The organism is Blastococcus saxobsidens (genome assembly GCF_002938435.1).
Classification (GTDB): Bacteria; Actinomycetota; Actinomycetes; order Mycobacteriales; family Geodermatophilaceae; genus Blastococcus; species Blastococcus saxobsidens.
The window spans coordinates 24,980-41,102 of sequence record NZ_POQT01000003.1 but is presented as its reverse complement, the minus strand read 5'-3'; the positions used below and the strand labels follow the sequence as shown (position 1 = coordinate 41,102).

General features: G+C 73.8%; 15 protein-coding genes. 6 read left to right on the top strand and 9 right to left on the bottom strand.

Annotated elements, in window-relative coordinates; translation table 11 throughout:
- Positions 1–3 precede the first annotated feature (3 nt).
- The 7 genes from C5507_RS02570 to C5507_RS02545 all read right to left on the bottom strand — a co-directional run bounded on the left by C5507_RS02570 (position 4) and on the right by C5507_RS02545 (position 6,515).
- Entirely contained in the window at positions 4–1,536 is a 1,533-nt protein-coding gene (locus C5507_RS02570; RefSeq protein ID WP_104526978.1) for an ABC transporter substrate-binding protein, read from the bottom strand.
- Positions 1,537–1,666: 130 nt separating this feature from the next.
- Positions 1,667–1,825: a hypothetical protein gene (locus tag C5507_RS22615; RefSeq protein ID WP_165400479.1), complete on the bottom strand. Its 159-nt coding sequence runs from the start codon at positions 1,823–1,825 to the stop codon at positions 1,667–1,669.
- Positions 1,826–1,830: 5 nt separating this feature from the next.
- On the bottom strand, positions 1,831–2,577 hold the full coding sequence (locus tag C5507_RS02565) for a class E sortase (protein WP_104526977.1): 747 nt from the start codon (positions 2,575–2,577) through the stop codon (positions 1,831–1,833).
- A 16-nt stretch (positions 2,578–2,593) separates the two neighbouring features.
- Positions 2,594–2,791 (bottom strand): acyl-CoA dehydrogenase family protein, encoded by a 198-nt coding sequence (locus C5507_RS23285; RefSeq protein WP_278044351.1) that lies wholly within the window; start codon positions 2,789–2,791, stop codon positions 2,594–2,596.
- A gap of 78 nt (positions 2,792–2,869) precedes the next feature.
- Positions 2,870–3,724, bottom strand: a complete 855-nt coding sequence (locus tag C5507_RS02555) for a MaoC family dehydratase (protein ID WP_104526975.1) — start codon at positions 3,722–3,724, stop codon at positions 2,870–2,872.
- A complete protein-coding gene (locus C5507_RS02550; RefSeq protein WP_104526974.1) occupies positions 3,724–5,079 on the bottom strand; it encodes a 3-oxoacyl-ACP reductase in 1,356 nt (451 codons plus the stop codon). The genes C5507_RS02555 and C5507_RS02550 overlap by 1 nt, the downstream gene beginning before the upstream one ends.
- 128 nt (positions 5,080–5,207) lie before the next feature.
- Complete coding sequence (locus tag C5507_RS02545) at positions 5,208–6,515, bottom strand: acetyl-CoA C-acetyltransferase (RefSeq protein WP_104526973.1); 1,308 nt, start codon at positions 6,513–6,515, stop codon at positions 5,208–5,210.
- A 67-nt stretch (positions 6,516–6,582) separates the two neighbouring features.
- On the opposite strand from C5507_RS02545, the gene C5507_RS02540 reads away from it, so the two are divergent.
- From C5507_RS02540 to C5507_RS02530, 3 genes are all read left to right on the top strand, one after another.
- Entirely contained in the window at positions 6,583–7,326 is a 744-nt protein-coding gene (locus C5507_RS02540) for a TetR family transcriptional regulator (protein WP_104526972.1), read from the top strand.
- On the top strand, positions 7,323–9,377 hold the full coding sequence (locus tag C5507_RS02535) for an acyl-CoA dehydrogenase family protein (RefSeq protein ID WP_104526971.1): 2,055 nt from the start codon (positions 7,323–7,325) through the stop codon (positions 9,375–9,377). Before C5507_RS02540 ends, C5507_RS02535 begins: the two co-directional genes overlap by 4 nt.
- A gap of 143 nt (positions 9,378–9,520) precedes the next feature.
- Positions 9,521–10,249 carry a trimeric intracellular cation channel family protein gene (locus tag C5507_RS02530; RefSeq protein ID WP_104526970.1) on the top strand — a complete coding sequence of 243 codons (729 nt, stop codon included), beginning with the start codon at positions 9,521–9,523 and terminating at the stop codon, positions 10,247–10,249.
- A gap of 9 nt (positions 10,250–10,258) precedes the next feature.
- On the opposite strand, the gene C5507_RS02525 is transcribed toward C5507_RS02530, so the two are convergent.
- Positions 10,259–13,027 carry a SpoIIE family protein phosphatase gene (locus C5507_RS02525; protein ID WP_242611277.1) on the bottom strand — a complete coding sequence of 923 codons (2,769 nt, stop codon included), beginning with the start codon at positions 13,025–13,027 and terminating at the stop codon, positions 10,259–10,261.
- A gap of 169 nt (positions 13,028–13,196) precedes the next feature.
- Here C5507_RS02525 and C5507_RS02520 point away from each other — a divergent pair, with 169 nt between their 5' ends.
- Together C5507_RS02520 and C5507_RS02515 are read left to right on the top strand one after the other, a co-directional pair.
- On the top strand, positions 13,197–14,294 hold the full coding sequence (locus C5507_RS02520) for an EAL domain-containing protein (RefSeq protein WP_104526969.1): 1,098 nt from the start codon (positions 13,197–13,199) through the stop codon (positions 14,292–14,294).
- Positions 14,295–14,349: 55 nt separating this feature from the next.
- A complete protein-coding gene (locus C5507_RS02515; RefSeq protein ID WP_104526968.1) occupies positions 14,350–14,523 on the top strand; it encodes a DUF1059 domain-containing protein in 174 nt (57 codons plus the stop codon).
- 37 nt (positions 14,524–14,560) lie between these two features.
- Here the strand turns inward: C5507_RS02515 and C5507_RS02510 are convergent, their stop codons facing one another.
- Entirely contained in the window at positions 14,561–15,484 is a 924-nt protein-coding gene (locus C5507_RS02510) for an aldo/keto reductase (RefSeq protein WP_104527104.1), read from the bottom strand.
- A gap of 50 nt (positions 15,485–15,534) precedes the next feature.
- Here C5507_RS02510 and C5507_RS23460 point away from each other — a divergent pair, with 50 nt between their 5' ends.
- On the top strand, positions 15,535–16,047 hold the full coding sequence (locus tag C5507_RS23460; RefSeq protein ID WP_423191798.1) for an HU family DNA-binding protein: 513 nt from the start codon (positions 15,535–15,537) through the stop codon (positions 16,045–16,047).
- Positions 16,048–16,123: the final 76 nt, after the last annotated feature.

Here is a 16,123-nt window from a genome sequence, read left to right as displayed (position 1 = left end):
CGGTCAGGGCAGCTCCACGCCTTCGAAGTTGATCGCCTTGTCGGCGCGGATCTCGTACCCGGACAGCCCCGGCGCCCAGGCCTGCACGACGTCGGGGTTGTACAGGTACAGGTAGGAGACGTCGTCGACGATCAGCTTCGCCGCCTGGTCGTAGAGGTCCTTGCGGGCGTCCTCGTCGGTCTCCGTGGCGGCGGAGTCGAGCAGCCGGTCGACCTCGGGGTTGCTGTAGCCCTGGTAGTTGCTGGACCCGTCGGTGATGTGCTGCGCGTGGTAGAAGTCGAACGGGTCGATGTTGCCCAGCCAGCCGAGCAGGAAGGCGTCGAAGTCGCCCTGCGCCTGCCGGTCCAGCCAGGTCGCGAAGTCCACCGTCTGGACGTCGACGGTGATGCCGATGGGCTCCAGCTGGCTGGCGATCACCTGGGCCGCGGTGACGGTCTCCGGGAACTCGTCGGTGACCATCAGGCCCATGGTGAGCGGCGTCTGCACGCCGGCCTGCTGGATCAGCGACTGCGCCTCCTGGGCGTTCGCGTCGTACGGCGCGTAGTCGTAGTAGTAGAAGCTGTCCTCGGGGATGGCCGTCTGGTTGGGCTGGGCCGCCCCGAACCGGGCCGCCTCGGTGACCGCGGCCCGGTCGATCGCCGTCGCGATCGCCTGGCGCACCTGCGGGTTGCCGAACGGCTCCCGCGCGTAGTTCATGCTCATGTACCAGTAGTCGACGCTGGGCGTGGTGGCCAGCTCGACGGCGTCGTCACCCTCCAGCGACTCGATCTGCTGCGGGGGCACGTTGTCGGTCCACTGCACCTCGCCGTTCTGCAGCGCGGTCAGCGCCGCCGCGGGCTCGGTGATGTAGCGGAACTCGACGCCGTCGATGCTCGGCGCGCCGCCCCAGTAGTCCTCGTAGGCGGCCAGCTCGGTGCGGCTGGCGTCGGAGCTCTCCAACGTGAACGGCCCGGTGCCGACGGCCTCGGTGGTGAGGTCGTACTCCTCGGCCGCGCCCTCGGGCAGGATCGCCATGCCCTTGAAGCCGCCGATCAGGGCCGGCAGGTTCGGCGTCGGCTGGCTGACGGTGATCTCGACGGTCTGCGGGTCGACGGCCTCCACGTTCGTGACCGTCGCGAACCGGTAGGCGTTGTTGAGCTCCTCGTCGATGATCCGGTTGTAGGAGTAGACGACGTCGGCGGCGTCGAACTCGCTGCCGTCGTGGAACGTGACGCCCTCGCGCAGGGTGAACGTCCAGGTCAGCCCGTCCTCGCTGGTCTCCCACGACTCGGCCAGGCTCGGCTGCATCGTCAGGTCCTCGGCGTCCGGGACGGCGAGGGTGTCGTAGACGTTCTCCAGCACCTGGAAGCTCGGGTAGGCGCTGGTGACGTGCGGGTCGAACTGGTCGGGCTGGGCGCTGACCGCCGCGACCAGGACGTTGTCCCCGCCGCCACCGCCGCCACCGCCTCCGGTGTCCACGCTCTCCCCGCCCCCTCCGCAGGCGGTCAGCAGGAGTCCGCCGGCAGCGGCGAGGGCGAGCAGTCGAGGAGAGCGCACGGGGACCTCCGGGGTCTTGAGGAGACGTCGTCCTCCCCCGACCCTGGACCCGTCGGCGCAGGTCCGCACCCCCAAACGGTGCGCTGCGGCGATCGTTGCCGGGACGAGACCTTCCGGCCGGAGGGGGCCCTCAGCCGCCCACGGTGACGTCGTTGAACGGCAGCCGCGGCTCCACCCAGGGGAAGACGACGAACAGCAGCAGCGCGCAGACGGCGAGCAGCAGGACCAGCGCCTGCACCGCCTTCAGCCCCGTGCCACCGGGCAGGTGCCGCCAGATCCAGCCGTACATCGTCCTCAGCCCTCCCAGAGCGCCGGCGGTCCGTCGGGGAACTCTGCCTTGGGCACGGCGGCGCCGTCGAGCCGTGCGTGCACGATCAACCGCTGCTGGGCGGAGAACCGCGGATGGCAGGTGGTCAGCGTCAGGTAGGCGCCGCTCGGCGCCGCCGAGGCCGCCTGGTTCGGCGTCGGGGAGATGACCTCCAGCGCCGTGGGGCGGACGATCTGCCGGCCGGGGATCCCGCTGGGGTCGGCCTCGAGGTCGCCGCTCGACGGGTCGCCCAGCACCCGGTAGACGAACCAGGAGTCCGCCGTCTCGACGACGATCGGGTCGCCCGGCCGCATGGCGTCCAGGTCGAGGAAGGGCGATCCCTTGCCCACCCGGTGGCCGGCCAGCGCCACGTTGCCCTGCTCGCCGGGCATCGCCGTCCCCGCGTAGTGCCCGGGTCCCTGGGAGAGCTCGGCCTCCGTCGTCCCCTCGAGGACGACGCGGGCGTAGTCCTCGCCCAGCCGCGGGATGCGCAGCACGCCGAAGGCGTCCCCGATCTCCACCTCGCGCAGGTCCCGCGCGGGACCGGGCTGCGCCCAGTCCTCCTGCAGCTGCTCGGTCAGCTGGTCCTGCCGGCGGTCGGTCAGCAGGTCGGTGACGTACAGCTCGTAGGCGACGAACAGCAGGAGGACGGCGCCGCAGGTGACCAGCAGCTCGCCGAGCCCGCCGACGACGCTGCGCCAGCGGTCCCCGCGGACAGGTTGGGCGCTGTGCACGTGCGCTCTCCCGTCCTCAACCGTCCCGCCGGCCGCCGATGCTAGGCGACGTGCCTGCCCGGGCCCCGCTCCAGCGGACGTGCACCCCGGAGATCGTCCGGGCGTTGACCAGCCGCTGGATCTCCGAGGTGCCCTCGGAGATCGTGCAGATCGTGGCGTCGCGGGCCATCCGCTCGACCGGGTGCTCGCGGGTGTAGCCGTTGCCGCCGAGGATCTCCAGGCATGGGAAGCTTTACCTGCGTTTCCGAGCCCAGGCCGCATGTATCGCTTCCCATGCCCGGGTGGCTCAGGCTCAGCGCGGGCGGATCGTGCCGACCAGGTGCTCGGTGCCGCTCGTCGCGTTGCGCACGGCTGCGTCCCACCCGCCGCCGGCCTGGGCCGTGGCCAGGGTGACCGTCGAGGGCAGGAACAGCGGCTTGCGGAAGCCGACGTCGATGGTGCTCGACTCCGGCAGCCGGTTGGCCAGCGCGCCCAGCACGCGGGCCTTGACCCACATGCCGTGCGCGATCGCCCGCTTGAAGCCGAACGCCTTCGCCGTCAGGCCCGACAGGTGGATCGGGTTCACGTCACCGGACACCTTGGCGTACCGGCGGCCGGCGTCGTCGGCGATCCGCCAGGTGGCCACGGACCGCTCGAGGGTGCCGACGTCCACGGTGACGTCGGACTCCGGCGCGCCGGCCGGGGCCTTCGCGCCCCGGGCCAGGTACGTCGAGCGCCCGCGCCACACCTCTTCCCCACCGGAGGTGACCGACGCGCAGAGGTCGACCGTCGCCCCGCTGGGGTGGGTGGCGAACCGCTCGGCCCACACCTCGAGGTCCAGGCTCTCGGCCGCGCCGATCGGCCGGACGACGTCGATCCCGTTCCGCACGTGCACCAGCCCGGGCAGGGCCAGCGGGAACGCGCGGTCGCTCATCAGCGCCATCTGCAGGCCGAAGGTGAGCACATGCGGGTAGGTGGCCGGCAGCGCGCCGGTGAGCGGGAACCCGCAGACCCGGGCGTAGCCGGCGAGGTTGCCGCCGTCGACGGTCACGCCGGTGCGGGCCAGCCGGGTGTCGGGCAGGTCGCCGCCACGGCCGCGCGCGGTGAGCGCGGCCTTCGCGAACAGCGCCGCCATGTTCGGTGGCTGGTCCAGGACTGTCGTGGCCATCAGGCGCCCAGCATCGACTGGCCGCAGACCCGCACGGTCTGCCCGTTGACCCCGGCGCTGCCCGGCTGGGAGAGCCAGGCGATCGTCTCGGCGACGTCGACCGGCAGGCCGCCCTGCTGCAGCGAGTTGATCCGCGACCCGATCTCCCGGGTGCCGACCGGCATCTTCGCCGTCATCTCGGTGACGATGAACCCCGGCGCGACGGCGTTGATGGTCGCGTTCCGCGCGGCGAACTCCGGCGCCCAGGCGCGCACCATGCCGATGACGCCGGCCTTGCTCGCCGCGTAGTTCGTCTGCCCGCGGTTGCCGGCGATGCCCGACTGCGAGGAGACGCAGACGATCCGCGCGTCCGGCTTCAGCACGTCCGCGTCGTCCAGCAGCGCCTGGGTGATGTCCAGCTGCGCCTGCAGGTTCACCGCCATCACCGAGTTCCAGCGGGCGGCGTCCATGTTCACCAGCAGCTTGTCGCGGGTGATCCCGGCGTTGTGGACGACGACGTCGACCCCGCCGTGCCGCTCGCGCAGGTGCTCGATCAGCCGGCTGGCGGCGTCGGGTGCGGTGATGTCGAGCTGGAAGGCCGTGCCGCCGATCTCGTTGGCGACCGCGGCCAGGCTCTCGCCGGCGGCCGGGATGTCGACGGCGACCACGTGGGCGCCGTCGCGGGCCAACACCCGGGCGATCGAGGCGCCGATCCCCCGGGCGGCGCCGGTGACGACGGCGACCTTGCCGGCCAGCGGCCTGTCGTCGTCCTCACCCGTGGGCACGTCCGCGGGCGAGAGGGTGAGCAGCTGGCCGTCCACGTAGGCCGACCGGCCGGAGAGGAAGAACCGCAGCGGGCCGGCCAGCGACGCCTCGGCCCCCTCGGGCACGAAGACGGCGTTGGCCGTCGCACCGCCCCGCAGCTCCTTCGCGATGGACCGGACCAGTCCGTCCACCGCCTGGCGGGCGGCCGCCTGGGCCGGGGAGTCGGCGTCCGACGGCGGGTCGGCGAGGACGAGCACCCGCCCCGACGGGCGCAGCCGCTTGATCGCCGGGGCGAGGAAGTCGTGCGCGCTCGCCAGGTCGCCGGGGCCGGCCAGCCCGGTCGCGTCCAGGACCACCGCGCCGAGCCTCTCGCCGTCGGTCGCGCCGTCCGCCGTCGCCGGGGACTGCACGGTCACCCCGGCGTCCCGGAGGACGGCGGTGACGGCGTCGCGCAGCCGGCCCTTCCCGGCGGAGCCGACGACCACGGGGCCGGGGAGCAGCGGCTGGCCGGGTTCGTAGCGGCGCAGCACGGCCGGGCGCGGGAGGCCCAGCTGCTTGGTGAGGGTGGTGCCGAAGCCGGAGTTGGCGAAGGTGGTGTACCAGTCAGCCACTTCTGGGGTTCCCTTCTGGGGATCGGGGCGGCGGGCACCCGGGTTGAGCCGGGCGACCTGACGTGGAGCCGCGCTGTGGCGCGGCTCCACGTCAGGTGACGAGGGTTGAGCCGGACGGCGGCGGGGGGTCAGGACTCGAGGACGGCGACGACGCCCTGGCCGCCGGCGGCGCAGATGGAGATCAGCCCGCGCTTGCCGGGGCCCGCCCGGTGCAGGGTCTTGGCCAGCGAGGCCACGATCCGCCCGCCGGTCGCGGCGAACGGGTGACCCGCGGCCAGCGACGAGCCGTGCACGTTGAGCTTGGCCCGGTCGATCGAGCCCAGCGGGGCGTCCAGGCCCAGCTTCTCCTTGCAGTACGCCGGGTCCTCCCAGGCCTTCATCGTGGCGAGGACCGTGGAGGCGAACGCCTCGTGGATCTCGTAGAAGTCGAAGTCCTGCAGGCTGAGGCCGTTGCGGGCCAGCATCCGCGGCACCGCGTAGACCGGCGCCATGAGCAGCCCCTCGCCACCGTGCACGTAGTCGACCGCGGCGGTCTGCGCGTCGACGAGGTGGGCGAGCACCGGCAGGCCCCGCTCGGCGGCCCACTCGTCGGAGGCGAGCAGCACCGCGGACGCGCCGTCGGTGAGCGGCGTGGAGTTGCCGGCGGTCATCGTGGCCTCGGCACCCTCGGGCAGGGCACGCCCGAACACCGGCTTGAGCTTGGCCAGCTTCTCCAGCGAGGAGTCCGGCCGCAGGTTCTGGTCGCGGCTCAGGCCCAGGAACGGGGTGACCAGGTCGTCGAAGAAGCCCTGCTCGTAGGCGGCCGCCATGTTCTGGTGGGACCGGACGGTGAGCTCGTCCTGCTCCTCGCGGCCGATCTCCCACTCGTGCGCGGTCAGCTGGGCGTGCTCGCCCATGGCCAGGCCGGTGCGCGGCTCGGAGTTGCGCGGGATCTCCGGGGCGATCATGCCCGGGCGGATCCGCGCGAGCGCCTTGAGCCGGTCCTGCAGGGACGTGGCGTTGTTGAGCGAGATGAGCACGCGGCGCAGGTCGTCCCCGACGGCCAGCGGCGCGTCGGAGGTGGTGTCCACACCGCCGGCGATGCCGGACTCGATCTGACCCAGCGCGATCTTGTTGGCGACGAGGATCGCGGCCTCCAGGCCGGTGCCGCATGCCTGCTGGACGTCGTAGGCCGGGGTGCTCGGTGCGAGCTTGGAGCCCAACACCGACTCGCGCGTGAGGTTGAAGTCCCGGGCGTGCTTGAGGACGGCGCCGGCGACGACCTCGCCGACCTCCGCGCCCTGCAGCCCGAAGCGGGCCACCAGCCCGTCGAGGGTCGCCGTCAGCATGTCCTGGTTGGACGCCTGAGCGTACGTCGAGTTGCTGCGCGCGAACGGGATCCGGTTCCCGCCGACGATCGCGGCCTTACGAGTCGCCGGCTTGGAGTTGCTCGCCATGGGGACCTCCGAGGTCGGGTGGGGGCCGGGGTGGCCGGTACTCAGGGTACGCGGTACTGTCAGTCACATGAAAGCCGAGGCGGTGAGACGCTCGTCGCAGCTGCGCGTGACGCAGGACAAGATCGCGCAGGACGGCGGCCCACGCGAGTCGAACGGCGTCGCTACCCGCGATCGGCGGAACTCACGCTGGGACGAGCACCGCCGTGCCCGCCGGGAGCAGCTCGTCGACGCCGCGCTCGCCGCGGTCGGCCGGCACGGCTCGGGCGTCGGCATGGAGGAGATCGCCGCCGAGGCCGGGACGAGCAAGACCGTCGTCTACCGGCACTTCGCCGACCGCTCCGACCTGCACGTCGCCGTCTGCAGCCGGGTCGCCCAGCAGCTGCTCCCCCGGCTGCGCGACGCCCTCGAAAGCAGCGGCCACCCGCGGGAGATGACCGCCGCGGCGATCGACACCTACCTGGCCTTCCTGGAGGCCGATCCCGAGGTCTACCGCTTCGTCGTCACCCCGGTCCCGGGCAGCGACCCGGTCGACCCCGTCGCCACCCTCGCCGACCTCGTCGGCGACCAGGCGGCGGCGCTCATGGCCGTCGCCCTCGAGCGCGCCGGGCGCGACCCGGCGGCCGCCGGGGCCTGGGGTCACGGCGTCGTCGGGCTGGTCCGCTCGGCCGCCGACTGGTGGCTGCGCGCCCGGACCCCCATGCTCCGCACCGAACTCGCCGCACACCTGACCGATCTCGCCTGGTCGGGCCTGTCCGGCGTCGTGACCGAGGAATCCCATCCGCGGCCCCCCCGCACCGAGGAGGAAACGTGACGAGTACCCCCGTGAACGCGTCGGTCGACCCGAAGGTCCTCCAGGAGGTCCTGGACGGCCGCTGGGCGCACGTCCGCCGGGACGCCCGCGAGAACCTCGACGACCCGGAGATGCTGCCGGTGTACGGCGAGACCATGCAGGAGGCCCGCGACCGGGTCACCCGCATGTCGAAGAAGCTGGCCGACTCCGGCCGCGTCGTCCTCGGCTTCCCCAAGGAGTACGGCGGCCAGGACGACTCCGGCGGTTCCGTCACCTCCATCGAGATGGTCGCGTTCAACGACCTGTCGATCATGGTCAAGACCGGCGTGCAGTGGGGCCTGTTCGGCGGCGCCCTGCAGCTGCTGGGCAGCAAGCGCCAGCACGACGAGTACCTGCGCGACGTCATGAGCTTCGAGCTGCCCGGCTGCTTCGCGATGACCGAGACCGGTCACGGCTCCGACGTCCAGCAGCTGCGCACCACCTGCACCTACGACCCCGCGACGCAGTGCTTCGACCTGCACACGCCGCACCAGGCCGCGCGCAAGGACTACATCGGCAACGCGGCCAAGGACGGCCGGATGGCCGTGGTCTTCGCCCAGCTGATCAGCCAGGGCACGAACCACGGCGTGCACGCCTGGCTGGTGCCGATCCGCGACGAGCACGGCAACCCGATGCCCGGCGTCACCATCGGCGACGACGGCCCGAAGGCCGGGCTGCCCGGTGTGGACAACGGCCGGCTGAGCTTCGACCACGTCCAGGTGCCCCGCGACATGCTGCTGGACCGCTACGGGCAGGTCGCCGAGGACGGCACGTACACGTCCTCGATCGAGAACGAGACCCGGCGCTTCTTCACCATGCTGGGCACGCTGGTGCGCGGGCGGGTCAGCGTCGGTGGCTCGGCCGGCTCGGCGACCAAGCTGGCCCTCGACATCGCCGTCCGCTACGGCGACGTGCGGCGCCAGTTCGCCGCCCCGGGCGAGGACCGCGAGATCGTCATCAACGACTACCTGGTCCACCAGCGCAAGCTCCTGCCGGCGCTGGCGAAGACCTACGCCCTGCACTTCGCCCAGGGCGAGCTGGTCGAGACCATGCACGACGTGCAGACGGCGGTGCACGTGCACGGCCAGGAGATCGACGAGCAGGCCCAGCGCGAGCTGGAGTCCCGCGCCGCCGGGCTCAAGGTGGCGCAGACGGCGCACGCCACCGCCACCATCCAGATGTGCCGGGAGGCCTGCGGCGGCGCCGGCTACCTGCAGGAGAACCGGCTCCCGCACCTGAAGGCCGACACCGACGTCTTCACCACGTTCGAGGGCGACAACACCGTCCTGCTGCAGCTCGTGGCCAAGGGCCTGCTCACCGGCTACCGGGACGCGTTCGGCTCCCTCGACGGCTGGGGCCGCGTGGGCTTCGTCGCGGACATGGTGCGCGAGACCGTCCTGGAGCGGACGGCGGCGCGGGCGCTCATCCAGCGGCTCGTCGACGCCGTCCCCGGCCGGGACGACGAGGTGCCGATGCTCGACCGCGGCTGGCAGCTGAAGATGTTCGAGTTCCGCGAGAAGCACTCGCTGGAGGGCGCGATCCGCAGGCTGCGCAAGAACGCAGGAACCGACGGCATGGCGCCGTTCGACATGTTCAACTCCGTCCAGGACCACGTGCTCACGACGGCGCAGACGCACATCGAGCGGATCGTCCTGGAGGCGTTCGTCGCCGGCGTCGACCGCACCGAGGACGAGGCCGCCAAGGTCCTGCTGGACAAGCTGTGCGACCTGTACGCCCTCTCCACGCTCGAGGCCGACAAGGCCTGGTTCCTGGAGCACGGCCGGCTGACGCCCGCCCGCGCCAAGCTGCTGACCGCCACGGTGAACCAGCTCGTCCGGGAGCTCCGGCCGCACATGATCACGCTGGTGGACGCCTTCGCCATCCCGGCGCACTGGAAGGCCGCGGCCATCCTGGAGGAGGAGCCGGGCCGCCAGGAGGCCATGGCCGCCCGCGACGCCGAGCCGCGCGCGCAGAACGGCGGGGGCACCGTCGAGGGCACCGCGACCGACCTGGACGTCCCGCCCGGCCAGTAGGAGAAGGACCACCCTTCCCCCCGCACCTCGCACGCTCGGCGCGGGACCCTGGAGGGTGGCCGTTCCAGCACCTCACCACGCTCGGGCCGGGACCCGGGGCGGGGCCGTTCCATCACCTCACCCGCCGGGGACAATGGGCGTCCGTGGAGATCCTCGCCGTGGCGGAGACGCTGCGCGTGCCGGCCGCCGTCGACCTCGCGGCCATCGTCATCGGCGCCCTCACCGGCGGCCTGCTCGCCGCCCGGGAGGGGTTCGCCGTCTCCGGCGTGCTGCTGCTGGCCGTCAGCGGCGGCCTCGGTGGCGGTCTGATCCGCGACGTCCTGCTCGCCGAGAGTGCACCGGTGGCCCTCACCAACCCTGCCTACCTGCCGACGGTCGCGATCACCGCCGCCGTCACGTTCTACTTCTCCGGCTGGCTGTCCCGGCTCACCGGCCTGCTGGTGGTCCTGGACGCCGTCACGCTGGGGTTCTTCACCGTGATCGGCGCGCAGAAGGCGGAGCTGGCCGGCCTGCCCAGCGCGTCGGTGGTGTTCATCGGCACGCTGACCGCCGTCGGCGGGGCACTGATCCGCGACGTGCTGCTCGCCCAGCGCGCCGACATCGTCCAGCCCGGCCCCTACAACGCGGTCGCGGCGCTGATCGGCGCCACCGCGCTCACCATCCTGGCCGGCCCCGTCGGGCTCGACCCGATCCCCGTCGCCGCGCTGGTCATCGCGCTCGTCGCCGGCCTGCGGGTGCTGTCGGTGTGGCGCGGGTGGGAGGCGCCGGTCGCCGTCGACCTGCCCGAGCGGACCCGCGACCGGCTGGTCCGCCGCCGCCAGCGGGGGCCGCGGCGCCGCCGCACCGGCTCGGCGTTCTACCGCCGGGACTGAGCCGGCGGCTCAGCCGTCGGCGCGCAGGCGGACGGCGAGGACCGCGACGTCGTCCTCGGCGCCGGGCAGGAACATCTGGTCCAGCACCCGGTCGCACAGCTCGTCCAGCGGCAGCCCGGCGCACTCCCCCAGCACCTGCAGCAGCTCGTCGGTGCCCTCGTCGATGTCCCGGTCCCGGCGTTCCACCAGCCCGTCGGTGTACAGGAGCACGGTCGAGCCGGGGGCCAGCACCGCCACGTGGTCCTCGCGCACCGTCTCCGGGGCCACCCCCAGCAGCAGGTCGGCCTGCTTGCCGTCGAGCAGCACCACGCTGCCATCGGAGGCGAGCAGCACCGGCGGCGGGTGGCCGGCGTTGGCCCAGCGCAGCCGCATCCGGCCGGTCTCGTCGTCGGGCTCGGGCTCCAGGTGGGCCACCAGCGCGGTGGCCATGGTGTTCAGCGCCAGCCCCTGGACGGCCCGGTCCAGCTCGCTGAGCACCTCCGCGGGCGAGCCGCCGCTGGAGTAGCTGATGCCGCGCAGCAGGCCCCGGACCTGGCCCATGGCCGCGGCCGCGCGGGTGTCGTGGCCGACGACGTCGCCGATCGCCAGCACCGTCGCCCCGCCGCGCTGCAGGAACGCGTCGTACCAGTCGCCACCGATCTCGGCCCCCTCGGCGGCCGGCACGTACCGGACGACGATCTCGGCCTGCTCGGGCTGCGGCGGCTCGGTGAGCATGCTGCGCTGCAGGGCGTCGGCCAGGTCGCGCTGCTGGCCGTAGAGCCGTGCCTGGTACAGCGCCAGCCCGGCGCGGCGGCCGATCTCCACGGCGGTGTCCACCTGCGCCTCGGTCAGCGGGCCGCGCTGCTGGTCGGTGAACAGGCCCATCGCGCCGAGCGCCTGCCCGCGGGCCATCAGCGGGACGACCACCCCGGAGGCGGCGCCGAGCCGGGCGAACCGCTCCCGGACGGCGGCGTCGGGCAGCGCCCGGCCCACGTGCTCCCAGTCGATGCGGGTCAGCACCTGCGCGCGGCCCGTGGCGGTCACGGTGCGGGCCGAGGCGTGCTCGGTCATCCCGGCGACCATGGCGCGCACGTAGTCCTCGACCTCCGCGCGCCGGGTGGGGTCGCGGTGCCCGCTGCCGACGTCGTGCAGCCGGCCCTGCTCGTCGGTGACGACGATCCAGCACCAGTCGCCGAGGTCGGGGACCACCAGCGAGGCCAGCTGCTCGATCTGCCGGTCGATCTCCAGGGTGCCCGACAGCATGCGGCCGGCCTCGGCGAGCAGCCGGAGCCGCTGGTTGGCCTCCGCCATGGCCGCGACCGCGGTGGCGCGCTCGGCGTCGGACTGCAGCCGCGACACGCTCAGCGCGATCTGCGCGGCCAGCGCCTCCAGCACCTCGACGTCGTCGCCGCCGAACTCGTGGTCGACGGTCCAGACGGCCAGGAACGCGCCCAGCACCCGCCCCTCGACCCGCAGCGGCACGGCGGCCAGGGCATGCAGGCCCAGCAGCTCGACCGAGGGCCGCATCGCGGGGAACCGGACCAGCGCCTCCTCCACGTCGCTGATCAGCAGCCGGCTGCCGTGCCGGGCCACGTACTGCGCCGGCAGCGCGTCGTCCATCGGCAGGACGACGCCCTCGTCCAGGTCGGCCATCTCCGGGCGCCCCTCGCGGACGGTGCTCAGCAGGTTCTCCGTCATGCGCAGCCGCAGCGGCCCGCCCGGGGAGTCGAAGATCGCCAGGGCGCTGGACTGCGCGCCGAGCACCTGCGCACCGCGGAGCACCACGTCGGCCAGCTCGTCCGGCCGGGCGGCGTTGGCCAGCTCGGCGGCGACCTCGGCGATGGCCGCGGCCCGCTGCACGGCGGTGAGACGCTGCTGCGCCTGGCCGCGCGCCTCGGTGATGTCCAGGACGGTGCCCAGCACCCGCGCCGGGGCCCCGGTCGCATCGGCGACGACCCGCCCGCGGGCCAGGGCCCAGCGCACGGCGCCGTCCTCGCGCAGCGCGCGGAACTCGACGGTGTAGTCGCCGCCCTCCTCGACGGCGACGCGCATGGCCTCGTTGATGGCGGCGTGGTCGTCGGGGTGCACGTGGGTGGACAGCACGTCGTCGAGCGAGTTGAGGTCCACCGCGGAGTCCAGCCCGAACAGCGCCGCGCAGCGGTCGTCCCAGTGGATGGTCTCGGTGCGGAGGTCGCGCTCCCAGATGCCCACGGAGCTGGCCTCCAGCGCCACCTCCAGCCACGCGCGCGACGTGCCGACCGCCGACTGCGCCGCGGAGAGCTCCAGCTCGGCGACCACGGAGGAGGCCAGCTGCTCGAGCAGCTCGGCGGCGTCCTCCGACCAGTCCCGGGGCACGGGCTCGTAGACCGCCAGCGCGCCGACGACCTGCCCGGAGGCGGCCACCAGCGGGGCACCCAGGTAGGACAGCACCTGCCCCGACGTGACCGCCGGCAGCCCGGCGACCCGCTCGTCCTCGGCCGCCGCCGGGATGACCAGCGGCCGGCCGGTGCGCACCGTGATCGCCGAGAGTGCGCCGGTGAGCAGCGCCGGCCCGCCGACGACGCCCGCGGGCAGCCCGCACCCGCCGACGACGACGTCGTGGTCGGTGAAGAGGGTGACCTTGGCGTGGCGGACGCCGAGCACGCGCGCGGTGAGGGCGGACAGCCGGTCGAACGCCGCCGGACCGGGGACCTCCAGCAGCAGCCGACGGGCCGCCGCGACCCGCAGCGGATCGGTGATCGGGTCGCCGGCCGGCTCCGCGGCAGGGCGTGCGGGAACGGGAGGTTCGGGCGTGGACACCGCGCTCCTCCCGGCAGATGGCGCACCCGGCCGGGCGCGATCGACTCCACATGCTGGCACGCGCCCGCGCGGGGACGTGGAACCGCGTGCCCCCCGGCCGGTCTCCCCCCTCGGGGTGAGCCGACGGTGCGGTCTCAAGTCCGGCCGCCGGACGGCCGATGGACAGGTCATGATCGGCACGCGCACGGCCCGGCTCCCGGACTGCCGCCCGCTGCTCGCCGACGCCGACGACCTCACCCTGGTGTTCCAGCCGATCGTCGACCTGTCCGCGGCGACCGTCGCCGGCTACGAGGCGCTGGCCCGCTTCCCCGGGACGGCCGGGCCCGACGTGTGGTTCGCCGCCGCGGCGGAGGCCGGGGTCGGCGCCGAGCTCGAGGCCCTGGCCGTCCACAAGGCGCTGGACGCCGTCGACCGGTTGCCGGCCAACACCTTCCTGACCGTCAACGTCAGCCCCCACCTGCTGGGTACCGACGTCGTCCAGCGCGCGCTCGCGTCCCGGACCGACCTGCGCCGCGTCGTGGTCGAGCTGACCGAGCACACCGCGGTCGACGACCTGACCGGCCTGCGCGGCCGGACCGACGCGCTGCGCGAGCGGGGCGCCCTGATCGCCCTCGACGACACCGGCAGCGGCTACTCCGGTCTCCAGCAGATGGCCGCGCTCCGTCCGCAGCTGGTCAAGCTCGACCGCTCGCTCGTCGCCGACGTGGACGAGGACCCGGTGCGCATGGCGCTGGCCGAGATGATGGGCGAGTTCGCCGGCAAGATCGACGCCTGGCTGCTCGCCGAGGGCATCGAGACTCCCGCCGAGCTGGCCGCCTTCGCCCGGCTCGGCGTCCCGCTGGCCCAGGGCTGGCTGCTCGGCCGCCCGTCGCCGGAGTTCCTGCCGCTGGCCGACGACGCCGCCCGCCTCGTGCGCGCCCAGGTGGCCCGCGCGCGGCTCACCGACAGCGTGGCCAGCCTGATGCGCCCGGTGCGCCAGGTCGGTTTCGACGAGGACGTCCCGGGGGTGCCCCCGGCCGTGCTGGTCGGCTCCCAGGGCGAGCCGGTGTCGCTGCTGCTCTCCGACCCCCGCACCCTCGAGGTCCACACCGCCCCGGTGTCGCTGCGGGTGCACCCGTCCACCGACGTCGGCGAGGCCCTGGAGCGGGCCCTGACCCGTCCGCCGGCGCAGCGCTTCGACCCCGTCGTGTGCACCGATCCCGGCGGGCAGGTGCTCGGCCTGCTGCGGATCGAGGACCTGGCGACGGCCGTCCGGGCCGCCCGCTGACCCCAGCCCCCGGTTGCCGTACCGGCCGCCGGCCGTTCTCCGAGGAGAGATCTCCATGAAGCGCTTCGCCTGCGGCGACGTGATCCCCGGCTGCGACGCCACCTTCTCCGCCCCCGACGAGGGCGGCATCTTCAGCCAGGTGGGCGCGCACGCCGCCTCCGCCCACGGCGTTCCCGAGGTGACCCCCGAACTGCAGGCCGCCGTCCGGAGCCACATCCGCACGGTCTGAGAGGGGACCCCCTGCCCCGGTCCGGGGCAGGGGTCCGCTACTCGCCGGCCTCGGTCAGCAGCTGCCGCTGCGCGGCGGTGAGCTCCAGGTCCTGCATCGGCAGCAGGTCCGCCAGCTGCTCCACCGTGCGCCCGCTGGCGATCGGCGCGACCACGGTCGGCTGGTCGGCCAGCCAGCGCAGCGCGACCGCGGCCATCGGCACGCCGTGCTCGTCGGCGACCTGGCCCAGCGCGGCCAGCACGCGGTCGCCGCGCTCCCCTCCGTAGGCCGCCGCACCCTTCGCCCGGGGTGAGTCGATCTGCTCGCCCGCCCGGTACTTGCCCGTCAGGTATCCCTTGGCCAGCGCGAAGTAGGGCAGCACGCCCATCCCGGCGGCGGTGACGACGTCGCGCAGCTCGGCCTCGAACGCCGGCCGCTCCATCAGGTTGTAGTGCGTCTGCAGTGCCACGTAGCCGGTCGTGCCGGCGCGCTCCGCCGTCGCCAGGGCCTCGGTCAGCCGGGCGGCGGAGTAGTTCGACGCCGCCACGTGGCGCACCTTGCCGGCCTGCACCAGCTCGTCGAAGGCGGTGAGGGTCTCCTCCAGCGGCGTCGTCGCGTCGTCGTAGTGCGCGTAGTAGAGGTCGATCACGTCGGTCCGCAGGTTGCGCAGGGACCGCTCCGCGGCGCTGCGGATCTCGCCGGCCGAGAGCGGGTGCTCCTTCCGGCCCGGTGACGCCTTGGTCGCCACCACGATCCGGTCGCGCACCCCGCGGTCGGCCATCCAGGCCCCGAGGATCCGCTCGGAGGTGCCCTCGCCGTACATCTCCGCGGTGTCCACGAACGGCGCCACGGTGCTGGGCGTGGCGTCCAGGTAGCGGTCCAGGACGGCGTAGGAGGTCGCCTCGTCCGCCGTCCAGCCGAAGACGTTGCCACCCAGGCACAGGTCGCTGACGGTCAGATCGGTGCGCGGGATCAGCGGCATGCCGCCCACGCTAGGGCGGCCCGGGGCGCCCTGCGCGACGTGGGACGGATGTGACCGCCGTGGTCCTGCGCGGCTCCCCGGGCACCCCCCGCTGGCCAGATCCCCGGGCGACATGGCAGCGTTCCTCCCGATCCGGCCCCTTCGCGGGGGCCGGGTGCCTGGCCCCGCGCGCCTCCGCGCGCCGGTCCGGGCCCTCGCCGGCGCCCCGCGCGCCGGTGGGAACGAGCCGGCTGCGTGCCGAAAGCCACGGCACCGCCAACGCCTACGAGAGGAAGCACATGAACAAGGCCGAACTGGTCTCCGCCATCGCGAAGCGCGCCGACGTCCCCGCCTCGACCGTGGACTCCGTCCTCGCCGGGCTGCAGGAGGAGCTCGTCGACGCGATCACCCGGGGCGAGAAGGTCGCCGTCTCCGGCCTCATCACCGTCGAGCGCACGCAGCGCTCGGCGCGCACCGGCCGCAACCCGCAGACCGGTGAGTCGATCGACATCCCCGCGGCCAACACCGTCAAGGTGACCGCCGGCTCCAACCTGAAGAAGGCTGCGAGCTCCGTCCCGGTCTGATGAAGGACCCCGTCCCTCTCACCCTTCGCAAGCTCAGGGCGAGCCTCCGGACGGGGCCACACCTCCGCCGCCGCCG